The 21,754-nt window shown below is 71.2% G+C and carries 26 protein-coding genes and 1 pseudogene; 13 read left to right on the forward strand and 14 right to left on the reverse strand.

The features are described 5' to 3' along the window. Window positions 1–338: 338 nt before the first annotated feature. Window positions 339–557 carry a hypothetical protein gene (locus ABZ865_RS23295; RefSeq protein WP_361233369.1) on the reverse strand — a complete coding sequence of 73 codons (219 nt, stop codon included), beginning with the start codon at window positions 555–557 and terminating at the stop codon, window positions 339–341. A 498-nt stretch (window positions 558–1,055) separates the two neighbouring features. On the opposite strand from ABZ865_RS23295, the gene ABZ865_RS23300 reads away from it, so the two are divergent. Beyond that, on the forward strand, window positions 1,056–1,499 hold the full coding sequence (locus tag ABZ865_RS23300; protein ID WP_361233372.1) for an ester cyclase: 444 nt from the start codon (window positions 1,056–1,058) through the stop codon (window positions 1,497–1,499). On the opposite strand, the gene ABZ865_RS23305 is transcribed toward ABZ865_RS23300, so the two are convergent. Then, window positions 1,494–2,108, reverse strand: coding sequence for a TetR/AcrR family transcriptional regulator (locus ABZ865_RS23305; protein WP_361233375.1), 615 nt, complete (start codon window positions 2,106–2,108; stop codon window positions 1,494–1,496). The two genes, ABZ865_RS23300 and ABZ865_RS23305, sit on opposite strands and share 6 nt — an antisense overlap. 93 nt (window positions 2,109–2,201) lie before the next feature. Between ABZ865_RS23305 and ABZ865_RS23310 the strand changes: the two genes are divergently transcribed. Continuing rightward, a complete protein-coding gene (locus tag ABZ865_RS23310; protein ID WP_361233378.1) occupies window positions 2,202–2,783 on the forward strand; it encodes an alpha/beta fold hydrolase in 582 nt (193 codons plus the stop codon). Window positions 2,784–2,873: 90 nt separating this feature from the next. Here ABZ865_RS23310 and ABZ865_RS23315 read toward each other — a convergent pair whose 3' ends face one another. Together ABZ865_RS23315 and ABZ865_RS23320 are read right to left on the reverse strand one after the other, a co-directional pair. Then, window positions 2,874–4,154 (reverse strand): MFS transporter, encoded by a 1,281-nt coding sequence (locus ABZ865_RS23315; protein WP_361233381.1) that lies wholly within the window; start codon window positions 4,152–4,154, stop codon window positions 2,874–2,876. After that, a complete protein-coding gene (locus ABZ865_RS23320) occupies window positions 4,151–4,765 on the reverse strand; it encodes an XRE family transcriptional regulator (protein ID WP_361233385.1) in 615 nt (204 codons plus the stop codon). The genes ABZ865_RS23315 and ABZ865_RS23320 overlap by 4 nt, the downstream gene beginning before the upstream one ends. Between ABZ865_RS23320 and ABZ865_RS23325 the strand changes: the two genes are divergently transcribed. Further along, window positions 4,764–5,285 (forward strand): N-acetyltransferase family protein, encoded by a 522-nt coding sequence (locus ABZ865_RS23325; RefSeq protein ID WP_361233388.1) that lies wholly within the window; start codon window positions 4,764–4,766, stop codon window positions 5,283–5,285. The genes ABZ865_RS23320 and ABZ865_RS23325 overlap by 2 nt on opposite strands. 66 nt (window positions 5,286–5,351) lie before the next feature. On the opposite strand, the gene ABZ865_RS23330 is transcribed toward ABZ865_RS23325, so the two are convergent. The 3 genes from ABZ865_RS23330 to ABZ865_RS23340 form a co-directional block, all read right to left on the reverse strand. Then, window positions 5,352–5,885: a hypothetical protein gene (locus tag ABZ865_RS23330; RefSeq protein WP_361233391.1), complete on the reverse strand. Its 534-nt coding sequence runs from the start codon at window positions 5,883–5,885 to the stop codon at window positions 5,352–5,354. Between the two features lie 35 nt (window positions 5,886–5,920). Next, window positions 5,921–7,213 (reverse strand): MFS transporter, encoded by a 1,293-nt coding sequence (locus ABZ865_RS23335; protein WP_361233394.1) that lies wholly within the window; start codon window positions 7,211–7,213, stop codon window positions 5,921–5,923. 192 nt (window positions 7,214–7,405) lie between these two features. Beyond that, window positions 7,406–8,083: a metalloregulator ArsR/SmtB family transcription factor gene (locus tag ABZ865_RS23340; RefSeq protein ID WP_361233397.1), complete on the reverse strand. Its 678-nt coding sequence runs from the start codon at window positions 8,081–8,083 to the stop codon at window positions 7,406–7,408. Between the two features lie 47 nt (window positions 8,084–8,130). Between ABZ865_RS23340 and ABZ865_RS23345 the strand changes: the two genes are divergently transcribed. The 5 genes from ABZ865_RS23345 (at window position 8,131) to ABZ865_RS23365 (ending at window position 13,196) form a co-directional block, all read left to right on the forward strand. Beyond that, entirely contained in the window at window positions 8,131–9,615 is a 1,485-nt protein-coding gene (locus tag ABZ865_RS23345; RefSeq protein ID WP_361233400.1) for an MBL fold metallo-hydrolase, read from the forward strand. A gap of 5 nt (window positions 9,616–9,620) precedes the next feature. Then, entirely contained in the window at window positions 9,621–10,892 is a 1,272-nt protein-coding gene (locus ABZ865_RS23350) for an MFS transporter (RefSeq protein WP_361233662.1), read from the forward strand. A gap of 90 nt (window positions 10,893–10,982) precedes the next feature. Continuing rightward, window positions 10,983–11,651 carry an HAD-IA family hydrolase gene (locus tag ABZ865_RS23355; protein ID WP_361233404.1) on the forward strand — a complete coding sequence of 223 codons (669 nt, stop codon included), beginning with the start codon at window positions 10,983–10,985 and terminating at the stop codon, window positions 11,649–11,651. A gap of 90 nt (window positions 11,652–11,741) precedes the next feature. Continuing rightward, on the forward strand, window positions 11,742–12,272 hold the full coding sequence (locus ABZ865_RS23360) for a putative immunity protein (protein WP_361233407.1): 531 nt from the start codon (window positions 11,742–11,744) through the stop codon (window positions 12,270–12,272). 57 nt (window positions 12,273–12,329) lie between these two features. Further along, window positions 12,330–13,196 carry a GNAT family N-acetyltransferase gene (locus ABZ865_RS23365; protein ID WP_361233410.1) on the forward strand — a complete coding sequence of 289 codons (867 nt, stop codon included), beginning with the start codon at window positions 12,330–12,332 and terminating at the stop codon, window positions 13,194–13,196. A gap of 124 nt (window positions 13,197–13,320) precedes the next feature. Here ABZ865_RS23365 and ABZ865_RS23370 read toward each other — a convergent pair whose 3' ends face one another. The 3 genes from ABZ865_RS23370 to ABZ865_RS23380 form a co-directional block, all read right to left on the reverse strand. Next, complete coding sequence (locus tag ABZ865_RS23370; protein ID WP_361233413.1) at window positions 13,321–13,869, reverse strand: DUF1062 domain-containing protein; 549 nt, start codon at window positions 13,867–13,869, stop codon at window positions 13,321–13,323. 186 nt (window positions 13,870–14,055) lie between these two features. Then, window positions 14,056–14,844, reverse strand: coding sequence for an MFS transporter (locus ABZ865_RS23375; RefSeq protein WP_361233665.1), 789 nt, complete (start codon window positions 14,842–14,844; stop codon window positions 14,056–14,058). A gap of 156 nt (window positions 14,845–15,000) precedes the next feature. After that, window positions 15,001–15,480 carry a carboxymuconolactone decarboxylase family protein gene (locus ABZ865_RS23380; RefSeq protein WP_361233416.1) on the reverse strand — a complete coding sequence of 160 codons (480 nt, stop codon included), beginning with the start codon at window positions 15,478–15,480 and terminating at the stop codon, window positions 15,001–15,003. 123 nt (window positions 15,481–15,603) lie between these two features. On the opposite strand from ABZ865_RS23380, the gene ABZ865_RS23385 reads away from it, so the two are divergent. The 4 genes from ABZ865_RS23385 (at window position 15,604) to ABZ865_RS23400 (ending at window position 17,880) form a co-directional block, all read left to right on the forward strand. Continuing rightward, window positions 15,604–16,593, forward strand: coding sequence for a pirin family protein (locus tag ABZ865_RS23385; RefSeq protein WP_361233419.1), 990 nt, complete (start codon window positions 15,604–15,606; stop codon window positions 16,591–16,593). Window positions 16,594–16,639: 46 nt separating this feature from the next. After that, complete coding sequence (locus ABZ865_RS23390) at window positions 16,640–16,978, forward strand: GNAT family N-acetyltransferase (protein ID WP_361233421.1); 339 nt, start codon at window positions 16,640–16,642, stop codon at window positions 16,976–16,978. A gap of 154 nt (window positions 16,979–17,132) precedes the next feature. Further along, entirely contained in the window at window positions 17,133–17,579 is a 447-nt protein-coding gene (locus tag ABZ865_RS23395; RefSeq protein WP_361233668.1) for a DUF5709 domain-containing protein, read from the forward strand. Between the two features lie 133 nt (window positions 17,580–17,712). Further along, on the forward strand, window positions 17,713–17,880 hold the full coding sequence (locus tag ABZ865_RS23400; protein WP_361233423.1) for a hypothetical protein: 168 nt from the start codon (window positions 17,713–17,715) through the stop codon (window positions 17,878–17,880). Between the two features lie 195 nt (window positions 17,881–18,075). Here the strand turns inward: ABZ865_RS23400 and ABZ865_RS23405 are convergent, their stop codons facing one another. The 3 genes from ABZ865_RS23405 to ABZ865_RS23415 form a co-directional block, all read right to left on the reverse strand. Then, a complete protein-coding gene (locus ABZ865_RS23405) occupies window positions 18,076–18,927 on the reverse strand; it encodes an NmrA/HSCARG family protein (RefSeq protein ID WP_361233426.1) in 852 nt (283 codons plus the stop codon). 161 nt (window positions 18,928–19,088) lie between these two features. Next, window positions 19,089–19,211: a hypothetical protein gene (locus tag ABZ865_RS23410; RefSeq protein WP_361233428.1), complete on the reverse strand. Its 123-nt coding sequence runs from the start codon at window positions 19,209–19,211 to the stop codon at window positions 19,089–19,091. A gap of 61 nt (window positions 19,212–19,272) precedes the next feature. Further along, window positions 19,273–20,139 (reverse strand): LLM class flavin-dependent oxidoreductase, encoded by an 867-nt coding sequence (locus ABZ865_RS23415; protein WP_361233431.1) that lies wholly within the window; start codon window positions 20,137–20,139, stop codon window positions 19,273–19,275. Window positions 20,140–20,272: 133 nt separating this feature from the next. On the opposite strand from ABZ865_RS23415, the gene ABZ865_RS23420 reads away from it, so the two are divergent. After that, entirely contained in the window at window positions 20,273–20,821 is a 549-nt protein-coding gene (locus ABZ865_RS23420) for a hypothetical protein (protein WP_361233434.1), read from the forward strand. 159 nt (window positions 20,822–20,980) lie between these two features. On the opposite strand, the pseudogene ABZ865_RS23425 reads toward ABZ865_RS23420, so the two are convergent. Next, a pseudogene (locus ABZ865_RS23425) lies at window positions 20,981–21,747 on the reverse strand (NPP1 family protein). Between the last annotated feature and the right edge of the window lie 7 nt (window positions 21,748–21,754).

Below are 21,754 nucleotides of genomic sequence, written 5' to 3' on the forward strand. Positions count from 1 at the left end.
TGAGGGGTTGTTCGAGCACCGCGGCGGCACTGTCGTGGAAGCTCGCCAGGAGATGGACACAAGGCCGCGCGTGTTCGGTTCGACCAGGGGTGAGACGGGCTGAGACGGCCACCGGCCGACAGCCGCCGAGGTGACGGTATCCGCACCGGTCGGCGGAGACGGCGTGCCGGAAAGACCTCTCCACGATACTGCTTCGCTACAACGGTGCCACTCCTGCCGGCATCCCAGGCGAGGGCCCCCGCGCCGCCGAACCCGCTGCTCCGCGAACAGCGATCAACTCTCCTTCATGCGGCCGGAGAGCGGCTGACGCATCGGCCGGGCGAGCGCGGACGGCGGACCTAGTCGCCGCTTTCACGGCCGAGGACGCGGCGGGCCGCTTCCTCCTCTGCCGCCGGCGGGGACAGCTCGTCGAGGGTGTCGAGCTCGTCGTCGGATTCCAGTTCCCGTTCCCAGGCCGCCGCGAGCTGTTCCTGTTCCTCGCGCGGTTTGGCGCTGACGGCCTCCCGGTGCTCCGGGTCCAGGGCTGCCAGGAATCGTGCGACCGTGTCCTCGGGCATGCCGTGCTCCTTGTTGCCGGGAAGGGTGTTGCCGCAGCCCAGGATGGCCAACCGGTCCCGTGCGGGCCGCCCGACACGGCCTGGGGCCACCCTGATGGCCCCTCTGCCCCCTCCATGGTCGGTCAAACCCCGGCCGGCCGCCGCCCCACGTCCGAAGGGGAGCCCGTGCCGTAATCGATTCTGCAGTGAATCCGTTGCTCCGGACGGGTGAGTCCGCTGAGTCAACGCAGCACGCAACATCCTGGCCGCCGGACGGGCGGACAGGCTAAACGCCTGTGGAGCGCCGGTAAGACGGGCATCCGTTCCCGCACAGCGCCGTGAAGCAGGAAGCCCCCAGAAGGGCCAGACGGCCCAGGCTGGAATCCCCGTCCTTTAGGGCGGGGAGCACGTCAAATCCGGTGATGTCACATCGCGGCGGGCCGACTCGTCATCGGTGTGTGGTCAGTCGCGAGACGTGACCACGACCCGCATGCTCATGCCGACCCAAGGAGGAGCCGCATGTCGACGAGCCAGGAGACGAGCAACGTGGAGATGCTGGGCCGCTTTCACGACGCCGTGAACACCGGCGACGCCGAAGTCATCGCGAAGGCGATCGACGAGTTCGTCGATCCGGACGTGCTCTTCCACGCGCCGGTGCCGATGGACACGACGGGGGCACAGGCGCTCAAGCAGGTATGGACCGTGCTCCTTCGTGCGTTTCCCGACGTGCACGTCGCGGTCGAGGACGTGATCGCCCAGGGGGACAAGGTCGTCTCCAGGAACACGGTGACCGGTACCCATCGGGGCGAGTACAGGGGCCTGCAGCCGACCGGCAGGTCCGTCACCTACAGCGAGATCTTCATCTTCCGCATCGCGGACGGCAGGATCGCCGAGATCTGGGGAGTCGTGGACGTGTTCTCACAGATGCGACAGCTCGGCCTGATTCCCGGGGGTCCTTCATGACCGCTCCCCGTGCGGCACACCCAGCCCCCGGAGCAGTTGGGCGACGTGGCCGGGGGCCTGGGCGGGATCGAGTGGCTGGTGGCCGACCAGCAGGCGGTACCAGAAGAGGCCGAAGAACTGGTCGGTCGCGGCGTCCAGATCGGCCGTGGCCGGGAGTTCGCCGCGCTCCACACCCCGGGCGAGCAGGGTGAGCACGACGGCCCGCCTGCTTTCGACCCACTCCTGAAACGGCTCGGCGAAGGCAGGGTCGAGCTGGGCTTCCGCCATCAGCCCGCGCAGCGTTCGGACCCGGACCGGGTGCGCGGAGACGCCGTACAGGGCGGCGGCGAAGGCGGTCAGATCGCCGGCGACCGTGCCGGTGTCCGGTTCGGGCATCCGCTGCTCGACGGCCGTGCGGTACGCGTCCATGACAAGGGCCGGCTTCGACTTCCACCAACGGTAGATGGTGCTCTTCGCGACGTCGGCGCGGGCCGCGATCCCCTCGATGGTGACGGCCTGGTAGCCGGACTCCTCGACGAGCTCGATCGCCGCGGCGAGGACGGCGTCCTGGGCGTCCTGGCTGCGAACACGGCCACCGGTCCGGCGGCTTGGGGTCTTTCCGATGGGCACGGCGACACCGTAGCAGTGTGCTACGGTCAATCGAAACGCGACGGATCGTTTTGATTGATTCGATGATGATTCGATTGAGGGAGTGGATCGGCCATGGGCGAGATCGTGGTGTCGCACGGCTACGGGTCGAGCGACGACAGCGTCTGGTTCCCGTACCTCACCGAGCGGCTCGCGGCCGCCGGTCACCGGGTCACCGTGCCCCGCCTGCCGGAGACCGCCGCCCCGCGGCTGGAACCCTGGCGCAAGACGTACGGTGCGGCCGTCCTGGCCGCCGGTCCCGCCGAGTCGACCGTGCTCGTCGGGCACAGCATCGGCGGAGTCAACGTGCTCCGCTTCCTGGAGCAGCACGACCCTGATGCTCAGGGGGTGTTCGCCGGCGTGCTGCTCGTGGCGACCTCGGCGCACGAGGTCGGCTACGACGAACTGGCCGAGTTCTTCGATGGCGGCTTCGACTGGGAGCGGATCCGCCGGTCCGCGCGGCACTTCCGCGTGCTCCAGGCCATGGACGACCCGGTCAACCAGCCCGACCCGACCGAGCATGTCCGGCTGCTCGTGAACGGCCTCGGCGCCACGGCGGTGGTGACCCCGACCGGGGCCCACTTCGGGGCGACTCCGGACGACCACGTCGAGGTGCCGGAAGCCGTACGGCTGGTCACGGAACTGCTGGCGGCCTGACGGGTCCGGATGCCCCGACTGCGCTCGGACCTGGGAGAGGAGAAACGCATGGCTGTCGCGGCGCGGCCGTCGGCAGCCGTGCGGCGGTCCTCATTTCCGCGCACGCGATTTCGGCGCAGTCGATTGCTGCGCACGTGACTTCTGCGCACGCGATGTCCCCGCACGCGGGACGAGATCGCGGGCTGCGGCGTGGGCAGGCTCGCTGTGCGTCCGTCGGAAGCCGGTGTGTCCGAGGGCGGCGGCGAGGAGCAGCGCTGCGACGGCGGTGAGCGTGGTGCCCTGCCAGCCGAGGGTATTGAGCAGGGGTGCGGCCAGTGCGGTTCCTGCGGCGCCGATCGTGAAGTAGAGCACGAGGTAGACGCTGCTGAGGCCCCCGGAACGGTGTGGGTCGAGGGCGATGACGCGGCTCATGTTGGCGGCTTGGGCGGCGAAGCAGCCGGCGTCGAAGAGGGCGAGGCCGACGGCGGTGGTCGGCGGGCTGTTCAGGCCGGTGACCAACAGGGCGGTTCCGGCCGCGGCGGCCAGCATGCAGATGGTGATCACCGTGGCCGGGGAGTGCCGGTCGGTGAGGCGTCCGGTGAGGGGGAGGGCGACGAGACCGAGGAGGCCGGCCAGGCTGTACAGGCCGATGGCGGCCGGGCCGAGGGAATAGGGCGGTTCGGCGAGGGCCAGCGCGAGCGCGACCCACGTGACGTTGAAGGCGAAGTACCACAGTCCGCCGACGACCACCGCGTGGCGCAGCGGTGCGAACTGCCGCAGGAGCGGCGGGAGTGCGGTGAGGGCGGCGCGATAGCCGTGGTCGGAGCGCGGTCGCTGCCGGGGCAGCAGCGTGGCGGCGGGTACCGCGCAGAGCAGGGCGAGGGCGGCGAACACGAGGAGCATCCGGCGCCATCCGAGGATGTCGGTGAGGGTGCCGCCCGCCAGGCGGCTGAGCAGGATGCCTGCCGACATCCCGGCCGCGACGATGGCGACGCCGGTTCCCCGTCGGCCGGGTGGGGCGTATCGCCCCGCGATGCTGCCGGCCTGGGCCGCGACACTGGCGGCCGCGCCGACGCACAGGTACGCGCCCAGGAGCACGCCCGCGCCGGGCGCGGCGGCGGCGAGGATGAGGGCGGCGGCCAGGGCGGTCAACTGTGCGGCCACCAGGCGGTTGGGGGCGAGGCGGTCGGCGAGGGGGAGCAGGAGGGCGAAGCCGGTCATGCAGCCGGCGAGTGCGGCGGTCGGGACGAGACCGATCACGGAGAGCGGCACGCCCAGATCGGCGGCGACCGCGCTGAGCGCGGGCTGGATGGCGTAGTTGTTCGCGATCGCCGTCCCGGCTGTGCAGGCCAGGAGGAAGGTGCCGCCACGCGGGAGGGAGGGCGGGGTCACGGCTGTGCGCCGCGGGTGAGGATGACGGCGTAACGGCACTCGGTGTCCGTGGTGTTGGCGAAGACGCGCTCGGCGGGGTTCCCGAGTTCGATGGTGTCACCCGCGTCGAGTTCGTGGACCGTGTCGCCGTCGTGGAAGGTCAGGCGGCCGTCGAGGACCCAGACGATCTGTCGTACGAAGGCGAACGCGGCGGCCGGATACGGCACTTGGGCGCCGGCCGGCAGACGGATCTCGGCGACCTCCGCGGGGAAGCGCGGGCCGCTGATCTGCCGGCGCCGGTAGCCCGTGCCGGGATCCCGCCACTCGGCCGTGTCGGCCCGGCGGCGCACGCCTGCGCCCCCTTGGGACTCCTCCTGCGACTCACTCTGCGACTCCTCCTGCGCCCCCTCGGCGAGGGCGAGCAGGGAGGCGATGCTGAGCTGGAACGCGGCGGACAGCTTGCCGAGCACGACGGCGGTCGGGCTGCTCTCACCCCGCTCGATCCTGCTGATCATGGCCTGCGACACGCCGGAGGCATCCGCGAGCTGGGCCAGAGTCCACCGACGGCGTTCCCGTTCGGTACGGACTCGGGCGGCGATCTGCCCCACCAGAGGATCTACTATGTTGGACATGAATCCAATATACGAGAGAAGCGCGGCGACCGTGACCGTGCGCCGCGCACGCCCGGGCGACGCGGAGGCCGTCCGCGCGATCCGCAACCAGGCGATCGAGCACTCGACGGCCCTGTGGACCCAGACCCCGCAGTCCGCCGCCGAGGGCGCCGCCTGGCTGGCGGTCCACCTGGAGCGCGCGTCGGCGTTCGTGGCCGAAGCGGAGGGCGAGGTGGCGGGGTTCGCGGTCTACGGCCCGTGGCGGCAGCTCGACGGCTACCGCCACACGGTCGAGAACTCGGTCTACGTCCGCACCGACCGACACGGCCTCGGCATCGGCTCCGCGCTGCTCGACGCCCTCATCGCCTCGGCGCGCGCGGCCGGCCATCACGTCATGATCGCCGGCATCGAAGCCGAGAACACCGCGTCGATCCGGCTGCATCAGCGGTTCGGGTTCGAGATCGCCGGTACCGTGCGCGAGGTCGGCACCAAGTTCGGCCGCTGGCTCGACCTGACGATCATGCGCCTGTCCCTCTCCTGAGCCGCCGTCACGTGTCGACGGCGCTGGTCACAGTCATCAACGGCCTCCGCTCCGCAGTCCGCGGCCTCAGGCAAGGGGATTCGGATCCACGTTCCAGACCGACGGCAGGTCGCTGCCGCAGAACACGCAGACGAAGTCGCCCTCGCGCACGATGCCGTGCTCCTGGCAGCCGGGACAGCGGCGGAACACCACCTCGTGCGTGAAGCCGTCCGGACGCCCAAGCCCTGCCCGGTCCAGGGCCCGCGCGACCGCCGGCCAGGAGCTGACGTCCGGGCAGTATCCGGTCGAGTGGTTGCTGACGTCGCTCACCCGCCAGCTGCCTGACTCCGACTCACAGATGAAGGCGATCTCGCCGGCGCTCAGGACCGGTTGCCCTCCGGCGCAGGCCACATGTTCGCTCCGACGCGGCGCCAGCCGCAGCACACCGTCCGTGCCGACCACGAACGTGAACGGCTCGGCCAGGTCCACACTCGACTGCTCCGCGGCCCAGGCATCGAAGTCCGCCGCGGAACCGATCCGGCGACCGTCGCCACCAGGCCGGACGCCGACGCTCAGACCAGCCGGCCCCACATACCGATAGCTCCGCCCCCACGCGCTCACCCGAGACAACCTGGAAGCAGGGGGAGTGGGCCGCCTCATCGGCTGCTCGCGGTCGCGGCGATGGCGGGGAGGATCGCGAGGGCCGCGATGCCGCCGGAGAGGGCCAGGACGGGGTAGCCGGCAGCGGCGACGACGAGGCCGGAGGACAGGCCGCCGGTGGCGCCGGCGATCGCGATGGAGACGTCGACCATGCCCTGGGTCTTGGCGCGGGTGGCGAGCGGCACGGTGTCGGTGATGATCGCCGTGCCGGAGACGAGGCCGAGGTTCCAGCCGAGCCCCAGCAGGGCCAGGGCGAGCGCGAGCAGCGCGACGGAGTCGGCGGGGGCGGCGGCGGCGAGGATGCCGGCGGCCAGCAGGGTGAGGCCGGAGGCGGCGGCGAGCTTCGTACGGCCGTAGCGGTCGACCAGCCGGCCCGTCACCGGCGAGGGCAGGTACATGGCGCCGATGTGCAGGGCGATGACGAGGCCCGAGGCGGCGGTGCCGTGGCCGTGGTCGTGCATGTGGACCGGGGTCATCGTCATGATCGCCACCATGACGAGCTGGGTGAGGATCATGACGAGCGCACCGAGGACCACGCCGCCGCGGCGTTCGCGTGCGGGGCCGGCGGCCGGGGTCGCGTCGGCGACGGTCCTGCTCTGCTCGGCGGCCGCGGCGATCGTACGGGCCACGAGCAGCGGGTCGGGCCGCAGGCGGACGGCGAGGACGAGGGCGGCCAGGGCGTAGGCGGCGCCGGACAGCAGGAAGGGCCCGGCGAGGTTGGGGATGCCGAGGGTCTCGGCGAAATCGCCCATGGGTGCGGCCACGTTGGGTCCGGCGACGCCTCCGAGCGTCGTGGCGACCAGGACGGTGGAGACGGCCCGGGCACGGTGAGCGGGGTCGGCGAGGTCGGCTCCGGCGTAGCGGGCCTGGAGGTTGGTGGCGGTGCCCGCGCCGTAGACGAACAGGGCGAGGAACAGCAGCACGGGGCTGTCCAGGACGGCTGCGGTGATGACGCCGGCGCTGCCGAGGGCTCCCATGAAGTAGCCGGCGGCCAGACCGGGCCGGCGTCCGCGGGCCTGGGAGATACGGCCGACGGCGATGGCCGCGAGTGCCGATCCGGCGGTGAACAGGGCGCTGGGCAGCCCGGCGAGGCTGGTGGTGCCGAGCATGTCCTGGGCGAGCAGGGCGCCGACGGTGACACCGGCGGCGAGTCCGGCCCCGCTGAGGATCTGGGAGGCGACCAGGACGCGCAGGATGCGGCGCTGCGCCTGGGCGGCGTCGGGCACGTCGGGTCGGTGGGGTCCGTCGGGTATGGAACCCGTCGTGCCGGCTGGTGCGGTACTGGTCATGTGTCCTCCGGATGGGGCCCCGCCGGTCAGGGCACGGGCGAAGCGGGCCGCCGGTGCGGGCCGGGCAGGGCAGGGCAGGGGCGCGCGGGACCGGTGGGCGGAACGGATCGGGATGCCACGCGGGCTGTCAGGTGGAGTTCAGAGTCTCAGCGAGATCGGTGACGAGGCTCCGGGAACGACCGGCGTGGTCGGTCATGCCAAGTCCCCGGCGTCGACGGGGAGTTCGGCCAGGCGCCACTCGAGCATGCCGTCGTTGAGCCGGATGGCCCGTCGTCCGCGGTCGGTCAGCAGCCGTACGGCGTCGTAGGCGAGCACGCAGTACTCGCCCCGGCAGTAGACGACGATCTCCGTCTTCTCGGGCAACTCGTCGATCCGGTGGGCCAGTTCGTCGACGGGGATGGACATCGCGCCCGGGATGTGCCCGGCCTGGTACTCCTCCGCCGGGCGTACGTCCAGCACCACGACATCCCCGGCCGCCACGCGGGCGCGCAGTTCCTCCTGGGTGACCTCCGCCGCGTCGTCGTCGCCGAGGTAGGCGTCCCGCGCCGCGGGCACGGCGGCCTGGTGGGCCTCGGCGACCTTGCGCAGCAGGGCGAACAACTGGGCCACGTCCTCCCCGGCGAGCCGGTAGTGGATGCGTACGCCCTCACGGCGGGTGGCCACGAATCCGGCCTGCTTGAGGGTCTGCAGATGCGCCGAGGCCGTCGTCAGGTTCAGTCCGGCCGCCTTGGCCAGGGCGTCGACGGTGCGCTCGCCCTGGGCGAGCAGATCGAGCAGCTCCAGACGCTTTCCGCTGGCCAGCGCCTTGCCGCTGGCCGCGAACGCGTCGTACAGCCGCGCCTTCGTACCGGCCCTGGTGCTTCCCGCCATGACATCCTCCATAAATCCATGGAATAGTGTAGGTGATGGAAGGTGCGGTGACCACAACACCGATCGAGCGGATCAAGTGGAACAAGCCGATCAATCCGATCAAGCCGATCACACCGACCGCAGCGCGATCGCCCTCGCGCATCCGGACCTTGGAGGACCTGATGGGCTTCGCCGACGACCACCTGACCCTCCTGGTCGACGCCGGGCTCGGCAACAGCGCCTATCTCGTCGACCTCGGCGACGGCCGCGCCCTGGCCGTGGACGCGAGCCGCGACCTGCGTACCCTGCGGGAGGCCGCCGCCCGGCGCGGGCTGACCGTGGCGTACGCGGCGGACACGCACCTGCACGCGGACTTCCTCTCCGGTGCCGTCCAGCTCGGTCACGACCACGGGGCCACCGTGCTGGCCTCCGCCGCGGGCCACCGCATGTTCGAGCACCGGGGCCTGGCCGACGGCGACGAAGTGGATCTGGGCGGCCTCACCCTGCGCGCCCTGGCCACCCCCGGGCACACCCACGAACACCTGTCCTTCCTGCTCCTGGACGGCCCGCGCGCACTCGGCGTCTTCACCGGCGGCTCGCTGATCGTGAACTCCGCCGCCCGCACCGATCTCCTCGGCGCCGACCGCACCGAAGAACTCGCCCGCGCCCAGTACCACTCACTCAGGCGCCTCGCCGAACTACCGGACCAGGTCGCGGTCTGGCCCACCCACGGCGCCGGATCCTTCTGCTCGGCCCCGCCCGGCAGCGAGCGCACCTCGACCATCGGCGCGCAGAAGCGGACGAACCCGCTGCTGGCCGCCCCGGACGAGGACACCTTCGTACGACTGCTGCTGGCCGGCCTCGGCAGCTACCCGGACTACTTCGACCGGCTCGCCGAGGCCAACCGGCGCGGCCCCGCCGTCCTCACCTCGACCCCGCAGCTGCCCGCTCTCGACGCCGGACAGGTCACGTCCCTGCTCGCGGACGGCGGCCACGTGGTCGACGTGCGCCCGGCTGCCGACTACGCGGCCGGCCACATCCCCGGCTCCCTGTCCATCCCGCTGCGCGGCCAGTTCGCCACCTGGCTGGGCTGGCTCCTGCCCGACACCGTCCCGCTCGCCTTCGTCACGGCCGACGACCAGGACCTGAGCGAGCTGGTCTGGCAGGCGTACAAGATCGGCTACGAGCGTCTCGCCGGACGCCTGACCGGCGGCATGACCGCATGGCTCGCGGCCGGCAACCGGCAGACCACCACCGCGTTCGTCACCGCCGACCGCACCGGGAGCCGCCCGTACCTCGACGTACGACAGGACGCCGAGTTCGCTGCCGGACACGTGCCCGGCGCCGTGCACATCGAACTCGGCGGCCTCACCGCACACGCCGCCGACGCCCCCCAGGGGCCGATCGTGGCCTGCGGCCACGGCGAGCGGGCCATGACCGCGGCCAGCCTCCTCGAACGCGCCGGCCACACCGACATCGCCGTCCTCGACGGCGGCCCCGCCGACTACGCGGCGGCCAACGGACGACCGGTCACCCAGGACACTCATTCGTGAACACCATGCCCGCGACCAGCACGCCGACCGACGCGTCCGGGAGGCCCATCCGCCTGGGACTGCGTGAGAACTGGCTCCAGTTCACGCTGCTCGTCGTCGTCAACGTCTGCGTGGGCGGCCTGGTCGGCCTCGAACGCACCACCGTCCCGCTGATCGGCGCGCACGTCTTCGGCCTCACCAGCGACCTGGCCGTCTTCTCGTTCATCATCGCCTTCGGCGTCACCAAGGCCCTGACCAACCTCGCCGCCGGCGCCCTGACCGCCCGCTTCCGCCGCAAGCAACTCCTGGTCGCCGGCTGGCTGATCGGCATCCCCGTCCCCTTCGCGCTCGCCTGGTCGCCGTCCTGGGGCTGGATCGTCGCCGCGAACGTCCTGCTCGGCCTCAACCAGGGCCTCACCTGGTCGATGACCGTCAACATGAAGATCGACCTCGTCGGCCCCGCCCGCCGCGGCCTGGCCACCGGACTCAACGAGGCCGCCGGTTACACCGCCGTCGGCGCCACCGCCCTCCTCACCGGCTACCTCGCCACCACCCACGGTCTGCGCCCCACCCCCGAACTCATCGGTGTCGTCTTCGTCGCCGCCGGACTCGCCCTGTCCCTCGTCGTCCGCGACACCGCCGGCCATGTCGCCCTCGAACTAGCCCAGCACACCAAGCCCCTGCCCACCGGTGAGAACACCGGCCTGGCGGCGGTCTTCGCCCGCACCTCCTGGCGCAACCGCTCCCTGCGCGGCGCCAGCCAGGCCGGCCTCGTCAACAATCTCAACGACGGCCTGACATGGGGCGTCTTCCCCCTCCTCTTCACCGACCACGGACTGGGCCTCGCCGCCGTCGGCCTGATCAAGGGCCTGTACCCCATCCTCTGGGGCCTCGGGCAGATCCCCACCGGCCACCTCGCCGACCGCATCGGCCGCAAACCCCTGATCGTGTACGGCATGCTCGTCCAGGCCGGCGGCTTCGTCCTCGCCCTGACCCTGCTGAAGACCCCGCTGCTCGCGGGCATCGCCTCCGCCGTGGCACTCGGCATCGGCACCGCCATGGTCTACCCGGCGCTGATCGCCTCCATCTCCGACCACGCCCACCCCGCCTGGCGGGCCAACGCCCTGGGCACCTACCGCTTCTGGCGCGACTCCGGCTACGCCGTCGGAGCCCTGATCGCCGGCATCCTCGCCGACACCCTCGGCCTGAACGCCACCGTCATCGCCGCCGCCCTCCTCACCGCCGGCTCCGGCCTGCTCGCCGCCCGCTGGATCACGGAACACCGCCCGGCCCGCTGAGCGGCCTCGCCACCGCTGTCGTCGCCGCGCAGATCAACGGCCTTGGGTCCGGCCTGCCGTGGCCTGTTCGCCGCCTGGCATGATCGACACGTGACCAGTGAACCCGCGCGGCCCGGCCGCACGAAGTACGTCCTGTTCGACGTCGACGGCACGTTGATCGACGCCGTGAGCAACCAGCGCCGGGTGTGGGGTGCCTGGGCGGAGCGGTACGGGCTGGACGCGGACGAGGTCTACCAAGTGGCGCTGCGGACACGGCCGATGGAGACGTTCGCCCAGGTCGCCGCGGACCGGGATCCGCGCGAGTGCCTGGACGCGCTGCACGCGTTGGAGGACGAGGACGTCCGCTCCGGCGTCTACGCGGCCTTCGACGGCGCGTCGGAGCTGCTGCACGGCCTGCGTCCGGGCTCCTGGGCGCTGGTCACCTCCAATTACGAGCACCGGGTGCGTGGCCGTTTCCTGCGGACGGGCCTGCCGCTGCCGAGCCTGATCGTGGACGCGGCCGCTGTCGAGGAGGGCAAGCCCTCTCCCGTCCCCTATCTGCAGGCGGCCGCGCGGCTGGGCGCCGAGCCGGAGGACTGCCTGGTCATCGAAGATGCCCCGTCCGGGGTGCGGTCCGGGCTGCGCTCCGGGATGACCGTGTGGGGCGTGAACGCCGCCCTCGCGGTGGAGGGCGTGCACCGCCACTTCGTCAGCCTCCGCGAGGCAGTCCCGCACATCCTGGCCTTCGCGTCCGGACCTCACGGGAGCGCCGCGGCCTGAACCCGCGCCGCTTCGGCGAACCGTCCATCGGGACGCGCGCGTGGCCAGGCCGAACTCTCAGCACAGAAGACGTTACGGCAGGATGGGGGCGTGCCAACGGAGTCGGAGACCATCGAGCTGAGCGAACAGGAACTGCGGGAGATCGCGGGCTACGCGGCTGCTTGCGCACGCAGGACACTGCCGATCTTCGAGCAGAGCGTGTCCGCCGATGCGCGCCCCCGCGACGCCGTCGACGCAGCGGAGGCGTTCGCCGGGGGCGGCCGGCGGACAGCGGCTCTACGGCAGCGCGCGTGGGCGGCGTACAAGGCGGCACAAGAGGCCGCTCCACCCGCCGCGGTCGACGCGGCCCGAGCGGCAAGTCATGCGGCCGCCGCCGCGTTCCTGCATCCCAAGGCAAGTGCCCATCAGGTGAAGCACATTCTCGGCGCGGCAGCACACGCGGCCCGAGCGGAAGAGCTGGCATCCGAGGAACGGGCCACGGTCACCGGGACCCTCGAATGGGCGCGTCACCACGCACCGGCAGCGGTCGTCGCCGTGCTCGGCCGTCTGCCCGCCGCACCACCCGGAGGCGGGCGCGTCGGAGAGTTCATCCGCGATCTGGACGCCGCTCTCCGCACCTGAAGGCGGCCGGCCGGAAATCGGGTGCGGGCTGTCGACGCGGTGGTGTCTCATCGGGGCATGGCGATCGTGTTGGGCAAACCGGACGTCGACGGGTTGAGCGAGGCTGTGGGCGTGCTGCGGGAGTGGCAGTACGACGGGGCGCCGATGCAACTGCACCCGGGGGATCTGGGCTGGTTCTGGCGGTTCGGTGCGGAGGCGACGGCCGCGGCGGTCCGGACCTGGATCCGGGGCGGACGGATTCTCGCCGTCGGGCTGCTGGACGGGTCCGAGCTGTTGCGGCTGACGATGGCGCCGGACGCTCACCAGGACGAGGAGCTGGCGCAGCAGCTGGTCGAGGACGTGAGCGATCCGGAGCGGGGTGTACTGAAGGAGGGGAAGGCGTACATCGAGGCGCCCATCGGCGCCCTGGTCCAGGATCTGCTGTCCGAGCACGGATGGAACACCGACGAGGCGTGGACGCCGCTGCGCCGCGACCTCACGGAGCCGGTGGAGGACCCCGGCGTGCGGATCGAGGTGATCGGGCCGGACCGTGCGCATGTGCGAGCCGCCGTGCAGCGGGCCGCGTTCGACCGGTCGACGTTCACGGACGCCCGCTGGCACGCGATGGCGGCCGGACCGGCGTACGCCGACGCCCGGTGTCTGCTCGCGTACGACGACCAGGGCAACGCGGTGGCGACGGTGACCGTCTGGTCGGCCGGTCCGGGGAGGCCCGGGCTCCTCGAGCCGATGGGCGTGGACCGGGACCATCGCGGTCACGGCTACGGCAAGGCGATCACCGTCGCGGCGGCGGCCGCACTCCAAGAGCTGGGCTCGTCGAGCGCGATCGTCTGCACCCCGAGCGCCAATGCCGGCGCCGTCGCCACCTACAGGTCGGCCGGCTTCCGGCAAAGCCCTGAGGTCCGCGACCGACGCCGGGACGCCTGACGCGGGGACGACGTACGCCGGGACGACGTACGCCGGGACGCCCAAGGCCGGTCCGCCCAACTCCGGGACGACCAGGGCCTGTCCGACGGATCTTGCCGGACAGGCCCTGGTCGCGGGCGAGGGCTCAGCGCTTGAGCGTGAAGGTGAAGTCGCCGGAGAGCTTGCCGCTCAGCCGGACCGCCGAAACGAGCTTCCCCTCCGTGATCAGTCGCTCGACCTCGGCCCGCGAAAGACCGCAACCCTCAGCGATCAGCCGCACCGGCCGGACAGGGATCGGCGCCGCGAAGCGGACCGACACGTCGATCACCTCGCGGTCCAGATGATCCGATCCGCCGGTGTCGAGGCGCCAGGCGTCGTCCCAGTCGAGGGCGATGCGATTGCGGCGCCGCACGACCGGGTCCTGGAGCAGTTCAGCTGCCAGGCCAGGGTCGTTGTCATGCATCCGGTCCAGCAGCTCAGGTCGTACGGAGCGGACGTTCATCCGCTCCAGGACCGTGAGTTTCGCCGTGTCCCCGCATGTAGTGCAGAGCACGAGGAGCCAGGCGTCGAGGAGCTTGTGGTTCGCGTTGACGCGAAACTTGCCGTTCGCCTGGAAGCGCTCGGACGCGCAGGCGTGGCAACGGCGGAGAACGGTCGGCAGGCAGGTGGGCATGACCACCCAGCTATTGAGCACAGAAGTACACCGGTTTCAGTGAGAAGTCCGCAGCAAAAAGCAGCGCGGCGCACAGGCGCGACGCGCGACAGATCAGCTCTCGGGAGGTCTCACAGGGTGTACAACGGCACGTCCTTGCCTAGACGACTGGGTCCGGCAGCACGGTAATGGCGCACAGCGGTGCTGCTCCACTGGTTTTCGAGCGCCTCACCGCCGGGTTCTGTCAGGCGGATCACGGGCGAAGCCAGAGCCGGCCAGTCCTTCACGAGGCGTTGATGTGCCGCAGCAAGGCCGCCGCTGCCGGGGAGGGTTGGCCAGCGCGGCGAGGGCGAACGCGGCGCCGGTCATGGGCCGGGTCAGCCTGCGGTCGGCCCAGCGTCCGGCCAGCGGGGCCACGGCCGCGCCGGCGGCTCCGACGAGCGCGAAGATGCCGATGCCGACGGGGGAGTAGTGGAGGCCGGGGCCGGTGAGGACGTAGGAGATGGTGGTCCAGAACGCGCTGAACGCGCCGAACATCGCCGCCTGGTACAGGCCGCGGCGCAGCAGCGCGGGGTGGGTGCGGACCAGCCGGACGGTGGAGTGGAGTACGCGGGCGTACGGGATGGTCGTGCTGGGCGCGTGCTGGGGCAGGGCCGCGCGCAGGGCCACGGCGAGGACGGCCATCAGGACGGCGGAGCCCAGGTAGACCACGCGCCAGCCCGCGACGTCGGAGACCAGGCTGCTGAGGGTGCGGGAGAGCAGGATCCCGGTGAGCAGGCCGCTCATCACCCGGCCCACGATCCGGCCGCGGGCGTGGTCGAGGGCGAGGCTCGCGGCGAACGGGACCAGGATCTGGGCGACCACCGACGTGGCGCCGCTGACCAGCGACGCGATCCGCAGCATGGGGAAGTTCGTGGCGAGTCCGGCCACCAGCAGAGCGACCGTGGTGGCCGTCAGCAGCGCCGTGATCAGGCCGCGCTTCTCCAGCCGGTCGCCGAGCGGGACCAGCAAGAGCATGCCGATCACGTAGCCGACCTGGGAGCTTCCTCGCCGCTCTCACGTGGGATCAGCGCTCGGCCACCGCACTCTGCTCCCCTGTCCACCGCGATGGTTCCGGATGTCAGTCATCTCCAACAGAGATAATCGCCGGAGCAGAGAGAGCCCCTGGTCCGCCTACTGCGGTCGGACCGGATGCTTGCTCATGATCGAGACCCGGTTGAACGCGTTGATGGTCACCGCCACCCAGATCACGGCGGAGATCTGGTCGTCGGTGAGCACCTCGCGGGCCTGGTCGTACGCCGTCTCCTGCAGGGCGGCGTCACCGGGTTCGGTGGTCGCCTCCGCGAGCGCGAGCGCCGCGCGCTCGTCGGGCGTGAACACCTCGGTGTCCCGCCAGGCGGCCAGTACGCCGAGTCGCTGCGCGGTCTCGCCTGCGCGCACGGCGGCCCTGGTGTGTACGTGGAGGCAGTAGGCGCAACCGTTGATCTGCGACACGCGCAGATTGACCAGCTCCACGAGCCGTCGGTCGAGTCCCGCCTCGGCGGCGACCGCGCGGACCGCTTCCGAGGTCTGTACGAGCGCCTGATAGGCGGCGGGGCTCTGCTTGTCGATGAAGATCCGCTGATCCGCGGACCCGGTCGTGTGACTGCTCAACCTGGAACTCCTCCGGGGTCGATGTGGCTCACCTGTCGTGTGGTGTGTACCTGACGGTGCCGACGATCTATTATCGCGGATGATGGTTGAATATGAAACAATGTTTTCGGGAGGTGGTCCACGGTGAGCAATGTCGAAGCCAAGCCCATGGAGATGCGGTGCGGTGCTCTGGCCGACGGCGAGCGGCCGGCCGAGGCGGCGCGGGTCGACGTACTGACCGCGCGTGACGTGCCCCTCGGCGGACCCCGCGCGATGACCGTACGGCGGACGCTGCCGCAGCGCGCCCGGACCCTGATCGGCGCCTGGTGCTTCGCCGATCACTACGGCCCCGACGACGTCTCGTTCTCGGGCGGCATGGACGTCGCCCCGCATCCGCACACCGGGCTGCAGACGGTGAGCTGGCTGTTCAGCGGGGAGATCGAGCACCGGGACAGCCTGGGCAGCCACGCCTACGTACGGCCCGGCGAGCTGAACCTCATGACGGGCGGGCACGGCATCTGCCACTCGGAGGTCTCCACCCCGCGCACCACCATCCTGCACGGCGTCCAGCTGTGGGTGGCCCTGCCCGAGCAACACCGCGACACCGCACGCGACTTCCAGCACTACGTACCCGAGCCCGCCCGGATCGACGGGGCCGAGATCCGGGTCTTCCTGGGCTCCCTCGCCGGCCAGGCCTCCCCGGTGCGGACCTTCACGCCCCTGCTCGGCGCCGAGATCGTCCTCCCGCCGCGCGCGACCCTCACGCTCGCCGTGGACCCCGGCTTCGAGCACGGACTCCTGGTCGACCAGGGGGAGGTGCGCCTGGCCGACACGCTGGTCGGCCGCGCGGAGTTGGGCTACGCCCACCCGGGCGTCGACGCGCTGACGCTGACGAACGAGTCGGACGACATCGCACGGACGGTCCTGCTCGGCGGAACCCCGTTCGAGGAGGAGATCGTCATGTGGTGGAACTTCATCGGGCGCAGCCACGAGGACATCGCCAAGGCCCGGGACGAGTGGCAGAACTCCTCCGATCGCTTCGGTGCCGTCGAAGGTTATCCGGGAGACCGCCTCCCCGCCCCCGCCCTGCCGAACGCCGTCATCACGCCGCGCAGGAACCCACCGCGCCGCTGACCCGTCCGACGCGTCACCGAATGTACTTCCCTATGAAAGGCACCCCATGAGCCAGTCTTCCGCCGCTCCGACCGTCGAGCGGGTGGACGCCAAGAGCCGCTACGAAATCCTCGTCGACGGCGAGCGCGCCGGACTGACCGCCTACCGCGACCGCGGTGACCAGCGCGTCTTCTACCACACCGAGGTCGACGACGCGTTCGCCGGACAGGGCCTGGCCTCCCGGCTCGTTCAGGAGGCCCTCACCGACGTACGCGCCGCCGGGAAGCGGATCGTGCCGGTCTGCCCGTACGTGGCGAAATTCCTGAAGAAGCACGAGGAGTTCGCCGACATCACCGATCCCGTGACCCCCGAGATCCTGAGCTGGCTGGAGACCGAACTGAGCTGACCGGTCACCGCTCCGGATCCTGGGAGCCACAAGCAGTGCACTGGCGGAACGCACCCCATGCACCGTCGGGCAACTCCGCACGCCGGGCATGCCTAGCCTGAAGACCGAGCAGAGCCTCACGACGCATGGAGATCGGGACGTGACCGACGAGACGATGGGCGACGAGGTCTACCAGCCGGACGGGTCGGAGGTGCAGGACGACGCCGGCCTCCTGGACGCGTCGGACACCCTGGACTACCGGGCCGGCGACGAGGCACTGGACGAGGGCTACTCACCCCCGGACCGGCCCTGGGGCGTGGAGCACACCGGCGTCACGGCCGCGGAGCGGCAGCGGGGAGAGAGCCTGGACCAGCGCCTCTCCGAGGAGTTGCCGGACATCGCCGTCCCCGAGGGTGACGGAATCGGCGATACTTGGGACACGCCCGGTGAACCCATCGACCACGAGGTCGGCGACGAGCGCGCCGGACGACTGGTCGCGCCGGACGAGGGCAGCCATGAGAACACCGAGTCCGACCTTTTCGCCTCCGACATCGGTCTGGACGGGGCCGCGGCATCGGCGGAGGAGGCCGCGATGCATGTGATCCCCGAGTCCGAGGCCTGATACCGAAGGCCGCGCCGCAGGCGGCTGACGCCAACCGCTGCCCGATACGGAGGATCACCACGTGAACACGGACGAGCCGGCCTCGGACGAGAGTCATCACGCTCACCCCCACCTTCGGCACATCATCGAACGAATGGCCGAGCACCACCGTCGTGCGCAGTCCGAGCACGAGGAGGACTCCTTGGCGGAGGCGATCGACGGCGCGACATTCGACCTGGGGACCGACATCGCACATCCGACAGCCGGCCACGCGGAATCCGCGTACGACGTCGACACGGACCTCGGCATCGACCGGCCGTAGCCGTCGTCGGCGACGGCCGGGGAACGGGTCCGCACCCCGCGCCGCCTACCTCGCCATCGTCACCGCGGTTCTGATCCGAAAGGCCGTCCGGAGCACCAGCGGCTGAGCGGCCTCGTCGAACCCCGTCCCTGGTGTGCCGGCCGTCCAGGCCCGGCTCCTCGCGGCGGGGTCGGCGCCCCTTCGCGGTCGGCCGCGTCAGCGGGTGCGCGCCCACGTGTCGTGGGCCCAGTCCGCGAAGGGGGTCCAGCGGATCTCTGGGTGAGCGGCATGGAGCGCCGGGATGTCGACCCGATACCCGGGGCCGTTCAGGAACGTCCACATCGCATGCATGTCCGGATTGCCGATCATCTCCAGCGGTGTGTACTCATGACGGACGTCCCGTCCCAGCGCCACGCCGAGCGCGGCCGCCATCTGCGTGGGAGTGGGCGCGTCGCTTGCCAGCTCGATGCGCTGCCCGACGTACGGGGCGGGGTTGAGCAGCACGTCCGCCGCGAACGCGCCGAGGTCGGGGCGGGCGAGCTGCTGCAGCGGCCGATCGGGCGGCAGCGGCAGATCAAGAATGCCGTCGGCGATGCGCTCCGCACCGCCGAGCGCGTTGTCGAAGAAGTACGTCGGCCCCAGGATCGTGTAAGGCACCTCGCCGGAAGTCAGCTCCGCTTCGATGCGCGCCTTGCTCTCGAAATGCGGCACTCCGCTGTCCTGGTCGGCGCCGGCGACAGAGCTGAACACGAGGTGCGGAACGCGTTCCCGGGTCGCGGCGGAGAGGATGGCACGCCCCTGCTCCACCTCCGCCTCGACCCCGGCCTCGAAGGGAGTGGTGTACGCGAAGACACCGGCGACCGCGCTCATCGCCGCGGCGAGCGACTCACGATCGCTCAGGGATCCCGCGACCACGTCGACGCCCCGGCCGGCGAGCTCGCGCGCGGCTCCCCGGGCGGGATCACGTACCAGAGCCCGGACCCGCGCCCCGCGGGCCAGCAGCGCGTCGGTCACCGCCCTGCCCTGTCCGCCGGTCGCCGCCAGCACCAAGATCGGCTCATCGGGCATCGAAGAACTCCCCTCCCGTCAACGGGCGGCAACGGATCATCAACCGCTCCCCACGGTAACCGTCCGTCCCCGCCGACACGCTCAGCATCGCGACGCGCCGTGAGTCGTGTACCGGCGGGAGCCTTGACGCACAGGCGGCGGGCGAGAGTTGCTCAGTGCCCTCAGGACGGCGGCTGGGCCCAGGTGGGGCGTCCGGCGGAGAGGCCGTGTGTGGTCACGGAGGTGGTGGCCAGAAGGACCAGTGCCACCACGTAGGCCGCAACGCGTCCCCTCACTCTCGGCATGAGTGCAGTGTGATCACACGATGTCGCCGCTTCAAGACCAGTGCATCGCCTGTGCGGGCCTCTAATCGACCTTCGGCGGCCCCGCCTCGATGCGGCGCAGCACCGGGGGGAGACGATCCAGGTCGGGGCCGGTCTGGAGCTGCCGTTCGTCCCACCAGGTGGCGCCGGCGTCGCGAAGCGGACCGATCACGTCCCTGGCCGCCGCCGGGTCCGCGGGCGTGGCGCCGCCGAGCACGAACTCGAAGGGACGCTCGGCCTCGTCCGTACGGTGCTTGCGCACATAGCCGACCAGTTCCCTCACCTCCGCCACATCCGGCACATGCCCATGCCGCGCCGTCTCGAAGAGCGGCACCGCACCGTCCCACCGCGCGGCCCGCCGCATGGGAGGACGACGCGGCCAGAACCCGCCGATCCACACCGGCGGCCGGGGCCGCTGCACGGTGGCGGGCAGCAGCGTCACGTCCCGCACCTCGTAGTGCCGGCCACGATGGCTCACCGGCTCGCGGGACCAGAAGCGGTCCAGCAACTCCAAGCCCTCGTCCAGCCGTTCGGCGAGGCGGCGTGGATCGGCGCTGTCACCGAAGCTGCGGTACTCGTCCTCGACCGGACCGCCCAGGCCGGCGGCGAAGATCACTCGGCCGCCGCTGAGGTGGTCCAAAGTGGCGACCTGGCGGGCGAGTTGCTGCGGGCGGTAACGGGGGACCGGCGTCAGCAGGGTGCCCAGCCGGATCCGAGAGGTCGCCAGCGCCGCCGCGGTCAGCAGCATCCAGGGGTCTCCGAAGGGACGTCCCTGGTGCTGCCGGTGCAGCACGTGGTCCCAGACGAAGAGCCCGTCCCAGCCGGCCTGTTCCGCTGCCGCCGCCACGGTCGCGACGTTGCGGGGATCGGCGAAGTCCCCGAAGTTCGGGATGTTGATGGAGAAGCGCATCCCGGCATCATGCGGGGCCGGCCGTGACGGGGCAATCGGTTTCGACTCCGAGGTTCTCTTGACGTGGGGCCGTCGCGGGCCGGGCGGAAGAAAACCCGTACTGGATGCGCGCAGGCCCTGGGAGACTGCGCCGGTGACCCCGACAACCCCTTACGACACCGAGCGTGCCCGATTCACCCGCCAGGCACTGGCACGCCTGGTCCTGTGCGACCACGCCGTGGACGTGGCCGAGAGCGCGAGGGGCCTGGTCGCCACCGGGAACGACCCTGACACTGGTCCCGGAGGCCGGGTCAGCCAGGCGTCCCAGCTCGTCGAACTCGCCGAACGCGCACTGGTCTCGGCCGTGATCTACGAACGCGAGCGGGGCAGTTCCTGGGGGGAGATCGCCCAGTACCTCGGGATCGACGCGACGGAGGCGGAAGCGCGTTTCGCCGCGGACCTGGACGGCTGGAACACTGCCTTCGAGGTTCCGTACCGCCTCGACGAAACCGGCCGCAAGCGCGTACCTCAGCTGCCCACGGCGGCCTACGACCCGGCCTGGGCCTGCGATCACCTTGACCGCTGGGCCTATCTGCAGCGCATCGGCGACAAGCACGCCGTCAGCTCCGGTCTGGACATGGCCACGGTGGAGGAGGGCTCCCGGTCACCCGCGGACGGCGAGACCGGAGCCGGTCGGCCATGACCTCACCCCGATTCAGCGATGTGAACGCGCTTGCCCGAGCCGTCCGGGCCCGCGACGTGGATGCATGCTGCGGGGCGCCCCGCGCTGCGGCAGTGGTCGTGTGCGGCGCGTGTCGGTCGGGTGGACCGGCTCGGGCGCCCCGAGGGTGCGTCCGGAGGGTCAGGCGTTGGGGTCGAAGGGGATGCCCGAGGGCATGGAGTGTGCCAGGGCGTAGGCGAAGTCGGCGTCCTTGATCTTGATGGTGGCGGCGCCGAAGTCGGCGCTCATCAGCTTGTCCCGGAAGCCGGCCGGGTAGCCGTTCCAGCCCACGAGCCGGGGGTAGAACCAGCCGCCGGTCACGTTCTCAGGGGGGTCGTCGTTGCTGTTGGCGAAGCGGAAGTCGTGGGTGGAGACGCCGTCCTTGTGGTAGACGATCTTGGGGTGGGTGCCGTCGAAGCGGACCGAGGAGCGGGCAGCGACCTGGTAGCCGGTGTGCTGGGACACCGAGACGTACTGCACCTCGTTGTTGTTGATCCACACCACCACGTGCTCCCAGTCGTGGGTGTGCCCGATGGCCGCGGGGCCCAGGGTGGCCTGGTCCTTCTCGAAGTAGCTGGCGTACATCACCGCGCACCAGCCGTTGTTGCACTTCTCGCGTGAGTAGGTGTTGGCGTTGGCCAGTTGGGCGTAGTCGTGGCAGTGCCCGTTGACGTCGCCGCCGAGTTTCAGGCCGGGGTTGACGGTGCCGTCGGCACCGATGGCGGCGGTGGCGTAGCAGCCGTCGCCGTCGTAGTCGTAGGGGGGGAGAAGGTCTGTTCCAGGCCGTCGGCGTTCTGCGGCAGCAGGGTGAGGACGTTCGCGTGGGCGGCGGCCGGGACCGCCACGACGAGCGTCATCGCGCCGAGTGCGCCGAGCAGGACCTTGGTCAGGGAATTCGGCTTGCGCATTGCGGCT

The organism is Streptomyces sp. NPDC047085 (genome assembly GCF_040643735.1).
Taxonomy (GTDB): Bacteria; Actinomycetota; Actinomycetes; order Streptomycetales; family Streptomycetaceae; genus Streptomyces.

Coding starts and splice junctions, on each gene's coding strand:
- ABZ865_RS23340 (WP_361233397.1), bottom strand. CDS start 8,083: ATGGCGGGAAGCACCAGGGCCGGTACGAAGGCGCGGCTGTACGACGCG.
- ABZ865_RS23335 (WP_361233394.1), bottom strand. CDS start 7,213: ATGACCAGTACCGCACCAGCCGGCACGACGGGTTCCATACCCGACGGA.
- ABZ865_RS23320 (WP_361233385.1), bottom strand. CDS start 4,765: ATGTCCAACATAGTAGATCCTCTGGTGGGGCAGATCGCCGCCCGAGTC.
- ABZ865_RS23350 (WP_361233662.1), top strand. CDS start 9,621: ATGCCCGCGACCAGCACGCCGACCGACGCGTCCGGGAGGCCCATCCGC.
- ABZ865_RS23295 (WP_361233369.1), bottom strand. CDS start 557: ATGCCCGAGGACACGGTCGCACGATTCCTGGCAGCCCTGGACCCGGAG.
- ABZ865_RS23325 (WP_361233388.1), top strand. CDS start 4,764: ATGAATCCAATATACGAGAGAAGCGCGGCGACCGTGACCGTGCGCCGC.
- ABZ865_RS23395 (WP_361233668.1), top strand. CDS start 17,133: ATGGGCGACGAGGTCTACCAGCCGGACGGGTCGGAGGTGCAGGACGAC.
- ABZ865_RS23390 (WP_361233421.1), top strand. CDS start 16,640: ATGAGCCAGTCTTCCGCCGCTCCGACCGTCGAGCGGGTGGACGCCAAG.
- ABZ865_RS23365 (WP_361233410.1), top strand. CDS start 12,330: ATGGCGATCGTGTTGGGCAAACCGGACGTCGACGGGTTGAGCGAGGCT.
- ABZ865_RS23375 (WP_361233665.1), bottom strand. CDS start 14,844: ATGCTCTTGCTGGTCCCGCTCGGCGACCGGCTGGAGAAGCGCGGCCTG.
- ABZ865_RS23310 (WP_361233378.1), top strand. CDS start 2,202: ATGGGCGAGATCGTGGTGTCGCACGGCTACGGGTCGAGCGACGACAGC.
- ABZ865_RS23415 (WP_361233431.1), bottom strand. CDS start 20,139: ATGCGCTTCTCCATCAACATCCCGAACTTCGGGGACTTCGCCGATCCC.
- ABZ865_RS23410 (WP_361233428.1), bottom strand. CDS start 19,211: ATGCCGAGAGTGAGGGGACGCGTTGCGGCCTACGTGGTGGCACTGGTC.
- ABZ865_RS23300 (WP_361233372.1), top strand. CDS start 1,056: ATGTCGACGAGCCAGGAGACGAGCAACGTGGAGATGCTGGGCCGCTTT.
- ABZ865_RS23400 (WP_361233423.1), top strand. CDS start 17,713: ATGGCCGAGCACCACCGTCGTGCGCAGTCCGAGCACGAGGAGGACTCC.
- ABZ865_RS23405 (WP_361233426.1), bottom strand. CDS start 18,927: ATGCCCGATGAGCCGATCTTGGTGCTGGCGGCGACCGGCGGACAGGGC.